Consider the following 16,735-nt stretch of genomic DNA (forward strand, 5'->3'; position numbering starts at 1 on the left):
ACCTTCCCGCCAGACGCACGTTGGCAGCACATCATCCGTGCATGGGTTTGAGGTCGTCGAGCGCGAGGTTGAGCTTGAGCACATTGACGCGCGCTTCGCCAAAAATGCCGAACTGCCGCCCGGACGTAGAGCGGGCAACCAGCTCGGTGACCTGGTCGGTCGTCAGCCCGCGGGCCTTGGCAACGCGTGCGGTCTGATAGGCCGCCGCAGCGGGACTGATCTCGGGATCGAGACCGCTGGCTGAGGACGTCACAAGATCCACCGGTACCGGTTGCGACATGTCGGTGCCCGCTGTCTTCAAGGCATCGATGCGACCTTTGATTTCGTCAGCGAGTGCGGGGTTGGTCGGACCAAGGTTCGAGCCGCCCGAGTTTTGCGCGTTGTAAGGGTTCGGTGTGGTCGCCGACAGGCGTCCCCAGAAATAGTACGGTGCGTCGAACTGCTGGCCGATCACGGCGGAGCCCACGGCCTTGCCGTTGTGCTCAATCAGGCTGCCGCTCGCCTGGTGTGGAAACGCCATACGTCCGATGGCCGTCACAACAATCGGATAAATGCCCCCCGCGATCACGGTCAGTACGACGAACAGCACAAGTACGGGGCGAATCAGGTTTTTCATGATGTTTGCGCTCTTTGTGTCAAACCCAGCCAAACGCGGACATGATCATGTCGATCAGCTTGATGAACGGAAACGGGAGCAGAATTCCGCCGAGCCCATAGACCAGCAGGTTGCGGCGCAACAGTGCGGCAGCCCCCAGCGGTCGGTACTTCACACCCTTGAGCGCAAGCGGGATCAGCGCCACGATGATCAGCGCATTGAAGATCACTGCCGACAGGATTGCCGAAGCCGGCGAACTCAGATGCATCACGTCGAGCACCCGCAACTGCGGATAGGTCGTCGCGAACGCCGCCGGGATGATCGCGAAATACTTCGCGACGTCGTTGGCAATCGAGAATGTCGTGAGCGACCCGCGTGTCATCAGCATCTGCTTGCCGATCTCGACAATCTCGATCAGTTTCGTCGGGTTGGAGTCGAGGTCGACCATGTTGCCGGCTTCCTTGGCCGCCTGCGTGCCCGTATTCATGGCCACCGCGACGTCGGCCTGCGCGAGTGCGGGGGCATCATTGGTACCGTCGCCGGTCATCGCGACGAGGCGTCCTTCACCCTGATGCGTGCGGATGATCGTGAGCTTCGCCTCCGGCGTGGCTTCGGCGAGGAAATCGTCGACGCCCGCTTCGGCCGCGATCGCCGCGGCGGTCAGCCGGTTGTCGCCGGTGATCATGATGGTCTTGATGCCCATCTGGCGCAGTTCGGCGAAACGTTCCTTGATACCGCCCTTGACGATGTCCTTCAGTTCGATCACACCCAGCACGCGCGCTACGTCGCCGAGTTTTTCCGCCACCACGAGCGGTGTGCTGCCACGTCGCGCGACATCCGTCACGGCGCTCTCGACCTCGGATGCAAACTGCCCGCCGTGCATTTCGACATAGTGCTTGATCGCTTCTGCCGCGCCTTTGCGGATCTCGCGGCCCGGCGCCCCGGAGGAAGTCCCCTTGGGGGACAGGTCGACGCCGCTCATCCGCGACTGCGCGCTGAACGCGAGGAAGGTCGCGTGCAACGAGTTCATATCGCGCTCGCGGATGTTGAAACGCTGCTTCGCGAGCACAGTGATGCTGCGGCCTTCCGGCGTCTCGTCGGCAAGCGACGACAGCTGTGCGCCATCGGCGAGCGCTTCCTCCGTGACGCCCGGTGCCGGTATGAAGGCCGAGGCCTGACGGTTGCCGAGCGTAATCGTGCCGGTCTTGTCGAGCAGCAGCACGTCTACGTCGCCGGCGGCTTCAACAGCACGGCCCGAGGTCGCGATCACGTTCGCCTGCATCATGCGGCTCATGCCCGCAACACCGATCGCCGACAGCAGGCCGCCGATCGTCGTTGGAATCAGGCACACGAGCAGGGCAACGAGCGCGGTGATCGTCACGACGTGGCCGGCTTTTGCCACTTCGACGGAGAACATCGAGAACGGCAGCAGCGTGGCGGTAGCGAACAGCAGAACCAGCGTCAGCGCGACCAACAGGATCGTCAGTGCAATTTCGTTCGGCGTCTTCTGACGCTTCGCGCCTTCGACCATCGCGATCATACGGTCAAGGAACGCTTCACCCGGGTTCACACTGACGCGTACGACGATCCAGTCCGACAGCACGCGCGTGCCACCCGTCACCGATGAAAAGTCGCCGCCCGACTCGCGGATCACCGGTGCGGATTCGCCGGTGATCGCCGATTCGTCGACCGACGCCACCCCTTCGATCACTTCGCCGTCGGCCGGGATCACGTCACCTGTCTCGACCAGAACGACGTCGCCGCGGCGCAGATCGTTCGCGGCCATGATGCGGATCGGCGCTTTCGGATGCGGCTCCTGCAGCTTTTTTGCCACCACATTGTGTTTGGCGCTGCGCAGCGACGCGGCCTGGGCCTTCGAACGGCCTTCGGCCAGCGCTTCGGCAAAGTTCGCAAAGAGCACCGTGAACCACAGCCACAGCGCGATCGCGAGGATGAACCCCGCAGGCGCCTCGGCCTGGCCGGCGAGCGCAGCAAACCACAGGATCGTCGTCAGGATGCTGCCGACATAGACGCAGAACATCACCGGGTTGCGCAGCTGGGTACGCGGCGCAAGCTTTCTGAATGAATCGACGAGCGCCGGCCTGACAATCGCCGGATCGAACATCGACCGGGCCGCAGTGCGTGCCTGACCGATATTGCCCGGCTGATGGACAGGCGGTTGGGTACGGGTAGTCATGCTTTCCTCGCAATCAGTGACCCGAGATCATGATCAGGTGCTCGACGACCGGGCCGAGGGCAAGCGCCGGCACATAAGTCAGTGCACCAACGAGCACCACGGTGCCAAGCAGCAGCACAACGAACAGCGGACCGTGAGTCGGCAAGGTACCGGCGGTAACGGCAATGCGCTTCTTGTCAGCGAGCGAACCGGCGATGGCCAGCACAGGGATGATCGATCCGAAGCGGCCGAACCACATGGCGATCGCGAGCGTTACGTTGTAGAACGGCGTGTTGACCGAAAGACCGGCGAATGCGCTGCCGTTGTTGTTCGCGGCGGAGCTGTAGGCATACAGGATTTCGGAGAAGCCGTGTGGACCGGGGTTGGCGATTCCGGCCACGCCAGCAGCCGTCAGGACGCCGGCCGACGCACCGACCAGTACGAGCAATGGCGTGAGCAGCACAGCGATGGAGACCATCTTCATCTCATACGACTCGATCTTCTTGCCGACATACTCTGGCGTGCGGCCGATCATCAGGCCGGCGACGAATACCGCAAGCAGCGCGAACACGAGCATGCCGTACAGACCGGAACCAACCCCGCCGAAGATCACTTCGCCGAGCTGGATCAACAATAGCGGGACCAGCCCGCCGATCGGCGTGAGCGAATCGTGCATGTTGTTGACCGCACCGCATGACGCTGAAGTCGTCGCGACCGTGAAGATCCCCGACTGCGCGATACCGAAGCGCGTCTCCTTGCCTTCCATGTTGCCGCCCGGCTGCAAGGCGGACGCGGTTTGATCCACATGCAGCGAGGCAAGCAGCGGATTGCCGCCCTGCTCGGAGGAAATCTCCACCCAGCAGGCGGCCGCGAAGGCGATCGTCATCGCGGCGAGGATGGCGTATCCCTGGCGCTGGTCGCCTACCATCCGGCCGAACACAAGGCACAACGCCGCAGGAATGACGAGCATCGCGATCATCTGCACGAAGTTCGCGAACGGCGTCGGGTTTTCATACGGGTGCGCGGAGTTGGCGTTAAAGAAGCCGCCCCCATTGGTGCCGAGCATCTTGATCGCTTCCTGTGACGCGGTCGGTCCCATCGCGATGGTCTGCCTGTCGGCCTTGTTGTCGACCATGACCGGATTGCCCTTCGCATCCTTCACCGGGTTGCCCTGGGCATCGGTCCTGGGCGTCTGGTAGGTCGTGACCTGCAGCGTGGCGACGTCCTTGTATGACTCGAAATTCTGGATCGCACCCTGGCTGATGAATACGAGCGCGATGACCGTCGCGAGCGGCGCGAGGATGTAAAGCGTGATGCGCGTGAGGTCGACCCAGAAGTTGCCGATGGTTTTCGTCGTATGGCGTGCAAAGCCGCGGATCAGCGCTACGACGACGGCAATACCGGTGGCGGCCGAAAAAAAGTTCTGAACGGCTAACGCGGCCATCTGCGTCAGGTAGCTGACGGTCGACTCCGGCGTGTAATTCTGCCAGTTCGTATTGGTCACAAAGCTGATGGCCGTATTGAATGCAGCGTCGGGGGTCATCGGACCGAAACCCTGCGGGTTTGCCGGCAGCCATTGCTGGAGGCGCAGGAATCCGTACACGACCAGCGCGCCGAGCGCATTGAAAACGATCACGGCGAGGGCATAGTGCGTCCATGCCATTTCGGCTTCGGGATTGACGCCAGCGAGCTTGTATAACACCCCCTCCAGCGGCCTTCCGATACGCCGCACGACCACGGACGAGCCGTCAAGCACGCTGGTCATGTAGCGGCCAAGCGGAATCGCGAGCGCGATCAGCACGACGATATAAAGTCCTGTCTGGAACAGGTTATTGGCGTTCATTCGAGGGCCTCCGCTCGCAGCAGGGCGTACACGAGGTAGACAAACAGTATGAGCGTCGACACTGCGGCGAGCCACGTCATCCAGGAAGTCACGGACGGCCTCCGGGGGCGCGGCGGAGCTTGTCGCAGCCGACCGCAAGCGCTGCGACCAGCCCCCCGAATGCGGCGATGGCGATGAGGTAAACCAGATCCATGACGATGCCCTCCCATGACGGATCTTTCCAGGATCAAGCCTAGGAAAAAGGGCGTAAACGCCGTGGTAAGACCACGTGCTGGGGTATAAAAAACATGTAAACGGGACCCGGTTCTCGCCTCGAAGGAACACCAGTCAAGGCGATCTGCGCGATGCGCGTCCTCCCCGGGTTCGGCGTCAGCCGTTTGTGCAGATCCGGACTGCGTCAGGCGCATGCAGCTCTTTTCTCCGGGCGCGCCGAAGCAGCATGGACCAGACGCGACCTTTATCTGTCTGAGGCTGTCGGAATGATTCTTCTGAGCGGAGTTCGCACACCGCAAAGCACACCCCGTCAGCCACGCTCCAACCGCCTGCGTACCGTCCCCACCAACCTGTCAAACGGCAATGTACTCGCAGCCAACGCACTGACCTCAGAAAAATTCTCCTTCACGATATCTGTCAACACCTGCCCCGGCGGCGCCTCGACCAGCACCTGCGCGCCCATTTCCTGCATCACGGTCAGCGCATCGAACCAGCGCACGGTGTAACGCATATTTGTCGCAAGATCCTCGCGAATCGCATCGGCCGTATATAACGGGCGTCCACCGCGATTGCCGATATAAACACCGCGCGGTCTTTCAACATGCAACGTGCGCGAGTACGCCAGCAGTTCGTCGCTCGCACGCGCGAGCAATTCGCAATGCGAGGGCACGCTGACCGCGAGCCGCGTGGCCTTGCGCGCGCCGGCCGCGAGCGCGCGTTCGATGAACCCGTCGAGCGCATCGTCCGCGCCGGCCATCACGATCTGGCGCGGTGCATTGACGTTGCCGATATACACGCGTTGCCGGTGCTCCGCGGCCTGCTGTGCAACGAGCGTTTCCGCCTGCTGCTCGCTCAAGCCGGAGACGGCCGCGAGACCATAGCCCGCCGGATAAGCGGTTTCCATCAGCTCGGCGCGTCGCTGCACCATCTTCAGCGCGTCGCGGAACGCCACCGCGCCACAACTGACCGCCGCCGCATACGCGCCGATCGACAGTCCCGCGCTGATCTCCGCCGCCAATCCTTCATCGGCGAGCGCGCGCATGATCGCGACGCCCGCGACGGTCAAGCCCAGTTGCACCGCGACCGTCGAATCGAAAGCGTCGGCTGAGTCGAGCGTCAGCACGTCGATGCCAAGTGTGTCGGAGGCTTCAGCGAGCGTGTCCTGTACCGCGCGATGCTGCGGCAGTCGATGCAGAAAGCCTTCGCTCTGCGCACCCTGGCCGGGGAACAGAAGCGCGAGCATCAGGCAATGCCATTGTGAGCAACCGCCGCCCACGGATCGGCGATCAAGCGGGGGCCGCTCGCATCGCGGGCAAGCACGCGCGCCTTACCCGCGGCCCATTCCGCGAGCGCCACGCCACCCGCGGGCGTTTCGAGTTGCGCATCGATGCGGATACCGATATGCGCCGCGAGCGTTTGCAGTTGCTCCAGCAAAGCACTCGCGACATTCAGCGCCAGCGGTTGCGGCACGCGGATCAACAGATCGAGGTCGCTCGTTTCGTTGACAGTCGGCACGTGCGTCGCCAGTTCAAAGCCGGTGCTGCCAATAGGTCCCCAAGCGAATCCAGCAAGCGGACCGCCCGAATCACGTTGCAACGAAAGCAGTGCAACGAACGAGGGCAATGCATCACGCCCAGCATCGGCTTGCGTCTGCGCGAGCGATTCCGACGGCACGGCACCGACGATATCGTCCGCATGCACCCATGTGCCGTAGCGTTGCGCTCGCTTCGCACCGCGTACGCCGATCGCGACGAAACCATCAGCGGCGAGCGCGCGTCGGACGACCGCATACGGCGCGCGTTCGAACGCGTCGCGAACCCACGCTGGTTCGTCATCGGGCGAGTCCAGCCGCCGCAAGCGCAGCAGATCATGCGGCCGCCACCGCGCGTCGCACGACGTGGCGTGCACGGTGGAGAAGGGCGCAGCCGCACACACGCGCATCACACGGCATCCCATTGTTCGGCAAGACGCCGCCGCACCTCGATCGACGCCGCGCGAGTCTGCCGCGCCGCCGCCGATTCCAGCCGACGCGCGAGCGTACGATCCCCCTCGCGCGCGCTGCGAATCTGCTCGACCAGCACCTTGCGCACGCGCTCGATCTGTGCCGCGTCGGGCGCGTCCGCGTCGATGCCTTCGATCAACTGATCGAGCAGCCCCAACTTCGCGAACGACGCCATCGAATACGACATCGGCACGATCGTGTCGCCGAGTTCGTCGAGTTCTTCGACCGTGCGGCGCGTGACGCGCGCGGCCGCTTCCTTGCCCATCGCGTGGACCATCGTGCCGGGCGCGTCGAGCGCGACGATGCGGTTCGCCTGATAGCCATGCGCGAGGAACGCGCCGGACATCGCCGGACCGACGATCAGCGCGATCACCGGATGGCCGGCGTCGCGCGCGCTCGCATAGGCGTCGACGGCGGCCGCGCAGGCGAGGTGGATGCCGAGCATTTCCTCGCGATAGCCGTACGCCTGGCTCTTCACGTCGACGATCGCGACGATCGGGCGGCGCGTGCCGTCCACACCCGCATCCGCTTCGATCGCTTCACGCACCGCGCGCGCGAGTTGCCAGCCTTGTTCGAGCCCGACCACGTTGGTGGTCGCGCGCGGAAAACGGTTCGCGGGATCGGGCACGACCGTGATGAAGCGCGCGGTGTCGCGGCCGAGCGGCGCATCGCCGCTCCAGACGGGCGCCGCGCTCGACGATTCGCCGGCAAGTGCATTGAACCAGCGCGCGCCGCGCGTGAGTGTCGTGTCGTTCATGCCTGCTCCTTGTTCGACGCATCGCGCCCTTGCGGGTTGTACACATCACGCAGCGTCTCGGGCGTGACGCTGGCCGGATCGATCCGCGCGAGCCGCTGCAAGAACGTGTCGACCTGCTCGCTGCGATGCGTGGCCGGCACGCCTTGCGCGAACGCGGCGCGTACGGCGGCGCGCACGGCCTCGGCATCGTCGTCGACGAGCGTGTCGGCGAGCGCGCTCGCGACGCGCTGCTCGCCGCCGATCAGTTGCCATACGCGGCGGCGATCGCTCGCATCGAGTTCTTCGATACCGGCTTCCTGCTCGATCACTTCAGGTCCGTTCATGCCGAGCCGTCCCTGCTTCGTCACGATCAGATACGAGCACAGCGCGGCCGCGAGCGACATGCCGCCAAAGCAGCCGACCATGCCCGCGATCACGCCGACCACCGGCACGCGCCGGCGCAGCGCGACGATCGCCGCCTGAATCTCGGCGATGACCGCAAGCCCAAGGTTCGCTTCCTGCAACCGCACGCCGCCGGTCTCGAACAGCACGACCGGGCGCACGAGCTTGCCACGCTCGCAGTCGCGTAGCGCCATCTCGAGCGCCGCGGCGATCTTGCTGCCCGACACTTCGCCGATGCTGCCGCCCTGGAACGCCGATTCGATCGCGGCGACTACGGCAGGTTCGCCGTCGATCGTGCCGCGCGCGATCACGCAGCCGTCGTCGGCCTGGCAGACGATGCCCTGCAAGGGCAGCCACGGCGACCCGATGCGATCGAACGGTCCGAGCAGTTCGCGGAAGCTGCCCGCGTCGAGCAGCGAGCGGGCGCGCTCGCGCGCGGGCAGTTCGATGAAGCTTTCGCGCAGCAGCGGCGCGCTATGTACGCTGGCGCTCGTGCTCATACGCTGTCTCCTTCCTCGGCCGCTTCGACCGCCTCGGCGAGCCGCAACGCGACCACGCCCGGCGTCGCGCCGAAGTCGTTGATCTCGATGTGCGCGGCGCCGTCGTAGCGCGTGAAGAAGCGGTCGAGCACGCTCTTCCAGATGTGGCTATAGCCGTCGACGCTGGTGCGCACCACCACGTGCGCGGCGAGCGCCGAACCGCCTGGATCGGCGGCGGCAGGCGACAGCAGCACTTCCAGATCGCCCGAGCCGACCACGCCGACGTGCGCGCGGGTCGTGACGGCGCGTTGCGCCGGATAGTCGAAGGTCAAATGTTCCATGAGGCTCAGCTCCGGCTGGCGGTGCGATGCGCCAGCATGTCGAGAAAGAGGGTGGCGGCGAGCAGATCGGCCGCGCCGCCCGGCGATGCGTTCAGCGACAGCAGTTCGCGTTCGAGCGCGTCGAGCGCGACGCGGCCCGCGGCTGTCGAATTGCCGCCCGCGTCGAGCACGCGCCGCGCGCCGCGCTGCCCCGCATGCAAGCCGGCGAGTCCCGCGCGATGCAGCAGGCAGGTATCGTCGAGCGTGCTCATGATCGCGAGCAACGCATCGATGCGCGCGGCGTTTTCGTCGAGACCGCGCGCGCGGGCGGCGTGCAATGCCGGCAGACCGACATCGAGCGCGTGCGGAAAGCCGTCCTGCGCTTCGCGCCGCGCGCCGCCGACCTGATAGCGTCGACGCGCGCGTTCGCCGTGGCTATCGGACGAAGCGGCGAAGCGATCCGGGAAGCAGGCGATCTGCGCGGCCAGCGTGCAGATGCGCGAGGTATCGACACGGTTGGGATCGCCAGGTCTGTGCGCACGCACGGAGGAACTCGAAGCCGTTTCGAGCGCCACGCCCGCAACCAGCAAGCCGATGATCCAGATCGCGCCGCGATGCGCATTGCTCCCTCCCGTCGCCTGCATCATCTCCTGTTCGCCCGCGCGGCCGATCTGCGCGAGCTCGGCGCGCAGCAGCGCCGAGGGTTCGCCGCGGCGGCGCGCCGTGCGCGCCAGCGCCGCGAAGGTCGGTTCGAGCGCGTGCGCGGAGCGCCGCATGATCGCGAGATCGAGGTCGCGATGCGCGCCGCTGCCGCGCCGGTCGACGAGCGCGGGCTTCGGCGTGAGCTCCGCCTCGTCGATCAGCGCGGTGATCGCGTCGCGCGCGAGTTGGGCGTCGGAAAACGGCGCGACCGGCGACCTGCCACATGCATCGTGTAGGACCGAAGCATGCGGCGCGTCCAACCGTTCAGGAAGAACAGCAGCGGACGCCATCGTCACCAGCTCCGGAAGCGCGCGGGCGGCGCGTAAAGTCCGCCCGACCACGTGACCAGATCGTCGATGCTGCGCGCCGCGAGCAGCGAACGCTTCGCGTCGCCGCGCCGGATGCCGAGATCTTCCGGATACGCGACGATGCCGCGCCGGCGCAATTCCGCGGTTTTCTCGGGCTTCGCGCGCAGACCGATCGGGGTGACACCGGCCACCGCCGCGACCGCCGCGCGCCGCTCGTCGATGCCTTCGGCCTTGTGCAGATGCGCGATGCCTTCCTCGGTGACCACATGGCTCACGTCGTCGCCGTAGATCATCACCGGCGCGATCGGCATGCCGTTTTTCGCGCCGACCGCGACCGCGTCGAGTTCATCGACGAAGGTCGGCTCGCCGCCTTTCTTGTACGTTTCCGCGAGTTGCACGACGAGCTTCTGGCCACGCGACACCGCGCCGTCGCCCTTCAACAGCTTCAGCCACGCCTCGCTCGAATGACGTCGGCCGCGCGGATCGTGGCCCATGTTCGGCGCGCCGCCAAAACCGGCGAGGCGTCCGCGCGTGACCGTCGACGAATTCGCGTCCGCATCGATCTGCAGCGTCGAGCCGATGAACAGGTCGACGCCGTATTGCCCGGCCAACTGACACAGCACGCGGTTCGAGCGCAGGCTGCCGTCGTTGCCGGTGAAGAACACATCGGCGCGCGCCTCGATATACGCCTCCATGCCGACCTCGCTGCCGAAGCAATGGATGCTGTCGATCCAGCCCGATTCGATCGCGGGGATCATCGTCGGGTGCGGATTGAGTGTCCAGTTGCGGCAGATCCTGCCCTTGAGACCGAGCGATTCACCGTAGGTGGGCAGCAGCAGTTCGATCGCCGCGGTATCGAAGCCGATGCCGTGATTCAGCGACGTGACGCCATACGGCTCGTAGATGCCGCGTATCACCATCATCGCGGTCAGCACCTGCAAGTCGCCGATATGGCGCGGATCGCGCGTGAACAGCGGCTCGACCGCGAACGGCCGGTCCGCCTGCACGACCACGTCGACCCACGAGCCCGGAATGTCGACGCGCGGCAATTCGTCGACGATCTCGTTGACCTGCACGATCACGATGCCGTGACGGAACGCGGCGGCCTCGGCGATCGTCGGCGTGTCCTCGGTATTCGGGCCGGTGTACAGATTGCCGTGACGGTCGGCCTTGTCCGCGCACAGCAGTGCAACGTGCGGCGTCAGGTCGACGAACATGCGCGCATACAGCTCGACATACGTATAGATCGCGCCGATTTCGAGCTGGCCGTCTTCGAGCAGTTGCGCGACGCGCAGACTCTGCGGCCCCGCGAACGAGAAATCGACCTTGTGCGCGATGCCGCGCTCGAACAGCGTCAAGTGCTCAGGACGACTGATGCTCGAAATCAGCAGATGCACGTCGTGCAGCTTGTGAGGATCGACCGTGGCGAGCGAGCGCGACAGGAAGTCGGCCTGCTTCTGGTTGTCGCCTTCGAGCGCGACGCGCTCGCCGGGCTGGATCAGCGTTTCGAGCGCATCGACGATGCGGTGCGTGGGCAGCACGCCGTCTTCGAGCCACGGCGCGATGGCCGCGAGGCGGCGGTTCTTTTCGTCGCGCCGGGTCGTCCACGAGCGGACAGTGGACCGCGATGCGGCGGCTTCGGCGGGGTGGTTCATCGGCTCGGTCATCGGTTCGATCAGCTCCCGGTGGTGACGCGCGGGCGTCGGCCGCGCGGCTTCGGTTGATGCGCAAGCGCTTCTTCGCGCGCGCGCTCGGTCAGGAAACGATGCAGAAGCTCGCCGGTGCCGAGCAGATGCGCGACCACCAGCGACTGCGCGGTCGCGATATCGCGGCGCTCGACGGCATCGAGCAGCGCGGCGTGCTCACTGTCGGACTCGCCCTTGTATGACGGCAAGCCGAACTTCAGGCGCAGATAGCGTTCGCCGCGCCGGTGCAGCAAGCCGATCATGTCCTCGAGCTGCGGCCGGCCGGCGGGCGCGTAGAGACACATATGAAACGCGGCATTGCGCGTGACGTATAGCGACGGATCCTCTTCGCGCTCGGCGGCGCGGCACAAGTCCCTGGCTTCGCGCAGCGTCGCGGCGGTGTGATGCGGAATCGCAAGGCCGAGCGCAAGACTTTCGAGCGCCGAGCGGATCTCGTAGATCTCGCGCGCTTCGTTGGCGGACAGCGGCGCGACGCTCGCGCCTTTATGGACCGCCGCGCGTGCCCAGCCCTCGCTTTCGAGCTGGCGCAGCGCCTCACGCACGGGAATCGCACTGACCGAGAAATGCCGGGCAATCGCGTCCTGGCGCAGCGGGGCGCCAGGCGCGAGCGTGCCGTCGACGATCGCCGCGCGCAGCGCCTCAGCAATCATGTGCGAGGTACTTTCGCGCGGCGCGGCGGCCGGAAGAAACGAACCGGACATGGCGGCGTCCAGGGGAAAACCTTCAGTTGCGTCGGTCATGGTATCAAATATTATATATGAAAAGACGCGCATTTCGGCGCGGGCAAACCCGGAAGTCTTGAACCACATTCCAGGCAGGTGCTCGCGCCGTCCTCTGAATGAGTTGTACGAGGACATCGCCGATCAATCAACGTCGTCGAGCCATCTCCAAGCGCGCCCGTCCCTTTCTTCGTTACGTTCAACTATCGTAGGCCGGAGGAGCATGATGAATACAGTAACCGACCGACGAGCGGTCGCGCGTCAGCGCACACCGCTCAATCGTTCGCAGATCGCAGGGTTCTGGGGAGCGTGGGCCGGCTGGACGCTCGACGGCATGGACTCGTTCATTTACGCGCTGGTGCTCACGCCCGCGCTGACCGAGCTGTTGCCGCGTTCGGGCTTCGCGGCGACGCCGTCGAATGTCGGCCTCGCGGGATCGATCCTGTTCGCGCTGTTTCTGGTCGGTTGGGGACTGTCGTTCATCTGGGGACCGCTCGCCGATCGCTTCGGCCGCACCAAGGTGCTCGCCGCCACCATCTTCACGTTCGCGATTTTCACCGGGCTCGCCGCGACCTCGACCAATGTGTGGCAGCTCGGTATTTTTCGCTTCATCGCGGGCGTCGGGATCGGCGGGGAATGGGCGCTGGCGGGCACCTACGTTGCCGAGGCGTGGCCGGAGGATCGTCGCAAAATGGGCGCCGGTTATCTGCAGACCGGCTACTACGCGGGCTTCTTTCTCGCGGCTGCGCTCAATTACACGGTCGGCGTGCATTTCGGCTGGCGCGCGATGTTCCTGACCGGCGCGGTACCGGTCGTCGTCGCGATTCTGATTCTGCTGCGCGTGAAAGAGCCGGAGAAGTGGCAGAAAGCCGACGCAAAGACGGTGCGCGTGAAGCCGTTGCGCGAGATCCTGGGGCCGGCTTACCGGCGTCGCACATGGGTCGCGTGCATTCTGCTGACGATCGCGATCATCGGGCTGTGGGCGGGCGCCGTCTACGAGCCGTCCGCGGTGATCCAACTGGCGGCGCGCGCCGGCATGTCCAAGGGCGATTCGATTCGCACCGCGTCGCTCGCGACCGGCTTGCTGTCGATCGGCACGATCCTCGGTTGTCTCGCGCTGCCGCCACTGGCCGAGCGCATCGGCCGCAAGATGACGCTCGCGGTGTACTTCGCGGGGATGGCGGTGTCGATCGCGGCGAGCTTCGGTTGGGCGTTCTATCTGCCGAACGGGCTCGCGCCGTTCATCGCGTGGCTGTTCGTGCTGGGCTTTTTCGGCGGCAACTTCGCGTTGTTCAGCCTGTGGCTGCCCGAGCAGTTCGAAACCCGCGTACGCGCGACGGCGTTTGCGTTCTGCACGTCGTTTGGACGCTTCGTCGGCGCCGGCGTCAACTTTCTGCTCGGCGCGGCGGTGCTGCATATGCAGACGCTCGGCGTGCCGATCGCGTTGACCGCGCTCGTGTTCGTGCTCGGCCTGTTCGTGATTCCGTTCGCGCCGGAGACGAAGGGCGAGACGCTGCCGCAGTAAGAACCGGGCGGGCGGCGCGCTTTATTTCGCGTGACTGCGTGCCCGCCCACCCGGATGGAGCAGCGTCAGCAACGGCCAGCCGAGATTGACGCCGAGACTCGCGGCGACGATCAGCGCCATGCCCGCCAGTTGCGAGAGCGACAGCGCACGGCCATACACGAGCGCATCCACGACGATCGCGGTCAGCGGATAAACGAACAACAGCACCGCGATCACTGGCGTGCTGAGCTTGGGCAGCGCGCCGTAAATCAGCACATACGACAATCCCGTGTGCAGCACGCCCATGCCGATCAGCCAGAACCACTGCATCGGACCGATATGCGTGAGCGTCAAAGGCGCGATGAGCGGCGCGATCAGCGGCAGGCAGATCACGCCGACCGCGCATTGCGTGAGCGTCAGCAAATGCGGGCGCATTTCGCCGAGGCTCTTCGCGATCAGCGTGACGCTCGCATACAGCAGCGAGCCGAGCAGCGCTTCGCTCAAGCCGATCAGATAGCTGCTGTGGCCTTGCAGGTTTCCGGCCGCGATCACGCCCGACGCGAGCATGAGCCCGACGAACGCCGTCGCGATCCAGCCGAGCCGGTCCGCGCCGAGCCGCTCGTTAAAGAGCGCCGCGCCGATCAGCACGACCCAGAACGGCTGCACGTGAAACACGACGGTCGCGACCGCGATGCTGGTGCGATGAATCGCATCGAAAAAGCCGACCCATTGCGTGACCATCAGCACGCCGGAAATCAGCGCGAGCGCGACCGTGCGGCGCGTGAACTGCGCGCGCGTGAAAAAGCCCTTCCATGCGCAATAGGCGGCGAGCGAGAGAAAGCCGAACAGGCAGCGGAAGAACACGAGCGTCAGCGCATCGAGCCGCGCCTCCTCGACGAAAACGCCGATCGTGCCCATCAGCAGGCCGCCGCTCGCCAGCGTGATCGCGCCTTGTTGACGTGAGGTGAGGGACATGCGCAACGACTCCGAAACATGATGCTTGCGAGTATTGCGCCGCTTGTGGCCTGTTCACAAACGAATTAAATTGAGCAATTCCATAAGCCCGGTTGATAAATCGTGAACCCTGAATTCGACGTCGATCTGTTGCGCAGCTTTGTCGCGGTCGTGGAGGCGGGCAGCTTCACGAAGGCGGCGGCGAGCGTGCATCGCTCGCAGGCGGCGGTCAGCATGCAGATCAAGCGGCTCGAAACGATGCTCGGCACGACGCTGTTCGCACGCAACACGCGCAACCTGTCGCTGACGCGGCCCGGCAGTACGCTGCTCGAATACGCGCGGCGCGCGCTTGCGTTGCAGGAGGAGGCGTGGTCGGCGATCGTGCGGCCCGAGGTGACCGGGCGGGTGGTGCTCGGCGCGCCGGACGACTATGTGTCGTCGCTGCTATCGCCGGTGTTGCGGCGTTTCGCGACGCTGTATCCGCGCGTCGAGATCGAGATCGTCTGCGCGCAGAGCACGGCACTCGCGCCGATGCTCGCGGACAACAAGATCGACCTCGCATTCGTCACGCGCGACCGCAGGATGCGCGGCGAATTCGTGCGCAGCGAACCGATGGTGTGGGTGGGGGCGTCGGTCGATACCCCGGTGCTGAAGGCCTCGCCGTTGCCGGTGGGGTTGTACGAGCCGGGCTGCGTCGCGCGCCAGCACACGCTGGCTGCGCTGGATGGCGCGCGCATCCGTTATCGCGCGGCGTTCAGCAGCGCGAGCCTGATGGGGCTCGTCGCGACCGTGGATGCCGGTTTGTCGGTGATTGCGCTGACGCGGTGCAGCGTGCCGCCGCGGCTCGCGATACTCGGCGACGCGCAAGGCCTGCCGAGAATCGCGCCGCTCGAAATCGTGGTCGCGCGCAGCGCGAAATCGGATCGGCCGACCTGCGATTATCTGGCGCAGCAGATGGTGCAGGATCTGTCGCTGCGGTAGCCGAGCGTGCCAGCCTTAGCCGTTCAGGCACGCGAATAGGCGGTCACTTCACCCTCGACCGCGAGCCGCACGCGCTCACCCGGACGCGGGCACAGATAACCGGGCACGCGCGCGCGCACCATCGCCCGCGTCGCGGACTGCAATTGCAGCGCGACGCTTGCGTCCTGCCCCTGGAAGATCACGTCAGTGACGAGCGCGTCGTGCGCGGCGCCTGTGCGCGCGGTTTCATCGGCGCGCAGCAGGCGGATCTGCTCGGGACGCACCATCACGTCGACCGCACCGTGGCCGACGGGCGCGACCAGTGGGAGTTCGCCGAGCTCGCAACTCGCGCGATCCTGTTGCGCGATGCCCGGCAACAACACCGCCTCGCCAATGAACGACGCAAGCTCGCGCGTCACCGGCCGGCGGTATAGCACTTCGGGCGTCGCGGTCTGGATTAGCCTCCCATTCCACAGCACCGCGACCTCATGCCCGAGCGACAACGCCTCGGACTGATCGTGCGTGACCAGCACGGCAGTCGCGCCGGCCGCGGCCAGCGCACTTGCGACCGCCTGGCGCGTTTCGACGCGCAGCGCGGCGTCGAGCGAGGAGAACGGCTCGTCGAGCATGATCAGCGTCGGCGCGGGTGCGAGCGCACGGGCGAGCGCGACACGTTGCTGTTGACCGCCCGACAGTTGCTGCGGCGCGCGCTCGCCAAAATGCGCGGGCAGGCCGACCAGCTCCAGCAACTCAGCGACGCGATGGCGCGCGCGGCGCTGCGTGCGTGGCAGACCGAACACGATGTTGTCCGCGACCGACAGATGCGGAAACAGCGCGCCTTCCTGCGGCACGTAGCCGATGCGGCGTTGCTCCGACCGTACGTGCAGGTTGTCGCCGACGACGCGCCGGCCATCGATCTCGACGCTGCCGCCGTCCGCGCGCTCGAAGCCGCACAACAGCCGCAGCAGCGTGGTCTTGCCGCTGCCCGAGGGCCCAAGCAGCGCGAGCAGCGTGCCGCGCTCGACCGAGAGATCGAGGCCGTGCAGCACCGGGTGACCGTCGAACGATTTCTGCAGTCCGCGGATACGAAGTTCGCTCATGAAAATCCGAAGTAGT

Annotated in this window: 16 protein-coding genes; 2 read left to right on the top strand and 14 right to left on the bottom strand. The window is 65.7% G+C overall.

What is annotated here, in order from left to right:
* Positions 1-31 precede the first annotated feature (31 nt).
* The 12 genes from kdpC to HDG34_RS36675 all read right to left on the bottom strand — a co-directional run bounded on the left by kdpC (position 32) and on the right by HDG34_RS36675 (position 12,222).
* Positions 32-616: a potassium-transporting ATPase subunit KdpC gene (kdpC, locus tag HDG34_RS36620; RefSeq protein WP_184068342.1), complete on the bottom strand. Its 585-nt coding sequence runs from the start codon at positions 614-616 to the stop codon at positions 32-34.
* Between the two features lie 19 nt (positions 617-635).
* Positions 636-2,792 carry a potassium-transporting ATPase subunit KdpB gene (gene kdpB, locus HDG34_RS36625; RefSeq protein ID WP_184068346.1) on the bottom strand — a complete coding sequence of 719 codons (2,157 nt, stop codon included), beginning with the start codon at positions 2,790-2,792 and terminating at the stop codon, positions 636-638.
* A 13-nt stretch (positions 2,793-2,805) separates the two neighbouring features.
* A complete protein-coding gene (gene kdpA, locus HDG34_RS36630) occupies positions 2,806-4,614 on the bottom strand; it encodes a potassium-transporting ATPase subunit KdpA (protein ID WP_184068349.1) in 1,809 nt (602 codons plus the stop codon).
* Positions 4,611-4,706, bottom strand: coding sequence for a K(+)-transporting ATPase subunit F (kdpF, locus tag HDG34_RS36635; RefSeq protein WP_311734925.1), 96 nt, complete (start codon positions 4,704-4,706; stop codon positions 4,611-4,613). The genes kdpA and kdpF overlap by 4 nt, the downstream gene beginning before the upstream one ends.
* A 431-nt stretch (positions 4,707-5,137) precedes the next feature.
* Positions 5,138-6,070: a malonate decarboxylase subunit epsilon gene (mdcH, locus tag HDG34_RS36640; RefSeq protein ID WP_184068352.1), complete on the bottom strand. Its 933-nt coding sequence runs from the start codon at positions 6,068-6,070 to the stop codon at positions 5,138-5,140.
* On the bottom strand, positions 6,070-6,768 hold the full coding sequence (locus tag HDG34_RS36645; protein ID WP_184068418.1) for a malonate decarboxylase holo-ACP synthase: 699 nt from the start codon (positions 6,766-6,768) through the stop codon (positions 6,070-6,072). The genes mdcH and HDG34_RS36645 overlap by 1 nt, the downstream gene beginning before the upstream one ends.
* Positions 6,768-7,586 (bottom strand): biotin-independent malonate decarboxylase subunit gamma, encoded by an 819-nt coding sequence (mdcE, locus tag HDG34_RS36650; protein ID WP_184068356.1) that lies wholly within the window; start codon positions 7,584-7,586, stop codon positions 6,768-6,770. The genes HDG34_RS36645 and mdcE overlap by 1 nt, the downstream gene beginning before the upstream one ends.
* The gene (locus HDG34_RS36655) at positions 7,583-8,467 is read right to left on the bottom strand and encodes a biotin-independent malonate decarboxylase subunit beta (protein ID WP_184068359.1); all 885 of its coding nucleotides are present in this window, start codon (positions 8,465-8,467) and stop codon (positions 7,583-7,585) included. Before HDG34_RS36655 ends, mdcE begins: the two co-directional genes overlap by 4 nt.
* Positions 8,464-8,787 carry a malonate decarboxylase subunit delta gene (locus HDG34_RS36660; RefSeq protein ID WP_184038621.1) on the bottom strand — a complete coding sequence of 108 codons (324 nt, stop codon included), beginning with the start codon at positions 8,785-8,787 and terminating at the stop codon, positions 8,464-8,466. Before HDG34_RS36660 ends, HDG34_RS36655 begins: the two co-directional genes overlap by 4 nt.
* 5 nt (positions 8,788-8,792) lie before the next feature.
* Positions 8,793-9,758 carry a triphosphoribosyl-dephospho-CoA synthase gene (locus HDG34_RS36665; RefSeq protein WP_184068362.1) on the bottom strand — a complete coding sequence of 322 codons (966 nt, stop codon included), beginning with the start codon at positions 9,756-9,758 and terminating at the stop codon, positions 8,793-8,795.
* Between the two features lie 2 nt (positions 9,759-9,760).
* The gene (gene mdcA / locus HDG34_RS36670; RefSeq protein WP_184068421.1) at positions 9,761-11,431 is read right to left on the bottom strand and encodes a malonate decarboxylase subunit alpha; all 1,671 of its coding nucleotides are present in this window, start codon (positions 11,429-11,431) and stop codon (positions 9,761-9,763) included.
* 20 nt (positions 11,432-11,451) lie between these two features.
* Positions 11,452-12,222 (bottom strand): GntR family transcriptional regulator, encoded by a 771-nt coding sequence (locus HDG34_RS36675; RefSeq protein WP_184068364.1) that lies wholly within the window; start codon positions 12,220-12,222, stop codon positions 11,452-11,454.
* 205 nt (positions 12,223-12,427) lie between these two features.
* Between HDG34_RS36675 and HDG34_RS36680 the strand changes: the two genes are divergently transcribed.
* Complete coding sequence (locus HDG34_RS36680) at positions 12,428-13,726, top strand: MFS transporter (RefSeq protein WP_184068424.1); 1,299 nt, start codon at positions 12,428-12,430, stop codon at positions 13,724-13,726.
* A 21-nt stretch (positions 13,727-13,747) separates the two neighbouring features.
* Here the strand turns inward: HDG34_RS36680 and HDG34_RS36685 are convergent, their stop codons facing one another.
* Positions 13,748-14,680: a DMT family transporter gene (locus tag HDG34_RS36685; RefSeq protein WP_184068367.1), complete on the bottom strand. Its 933-nt coding sequence runs from the start codon at positions 14,678-14,680 to the stop codon at positions 13,748-13,750.
* A gap of 102 nt (positions 14,681-14,782) precedes the next feature.
* Here HDG34_RS36685 and HDG34_RS36690 point away from each other — a divergent pair, with 102 nt between their 5' ends.
* Positions 14,783-15,640, top strand: a complete 858-nt coding sequence (locus tag HDG34_RS36690; RefSeq protein WP_090806141.1) for a LysR family transcriptional regulator — start codon at positions 14,783-14,785, stop codon at positions 15,638-15,640.
* A gap of 23 nt (positions 15,641-15,663) precedes the next feature.
* On the opposite strand, the gene HDG34_RS36695 is transcribed toward HDG34_RS36690, so the two are convergent.
* Positions 15,664-16,719 (bottom strand): ABC transporter ATP-binding protein, encoded by a 1,056-nt coding sequence (locus HDG34_RS36695; RefSeq protein ID WP_184068371.1) that lies wholly within the window; start codon positions 16,717-16,719, stop codon positions 15,664-15,666.
* Between the last annotated feature and the right edge of the window lie 16 nt (positions 16,720-16,735).

This window comes from Paraburkholderia sp. HC6.4b (assembly GCF_014200875.1).
GTDB lineage: Bacteria > Pseudomonadota > Gammaproteobacteria > Burkholderiales > Burkholderiaceae > Paraburkholderia > Paraburkholderia tuberum.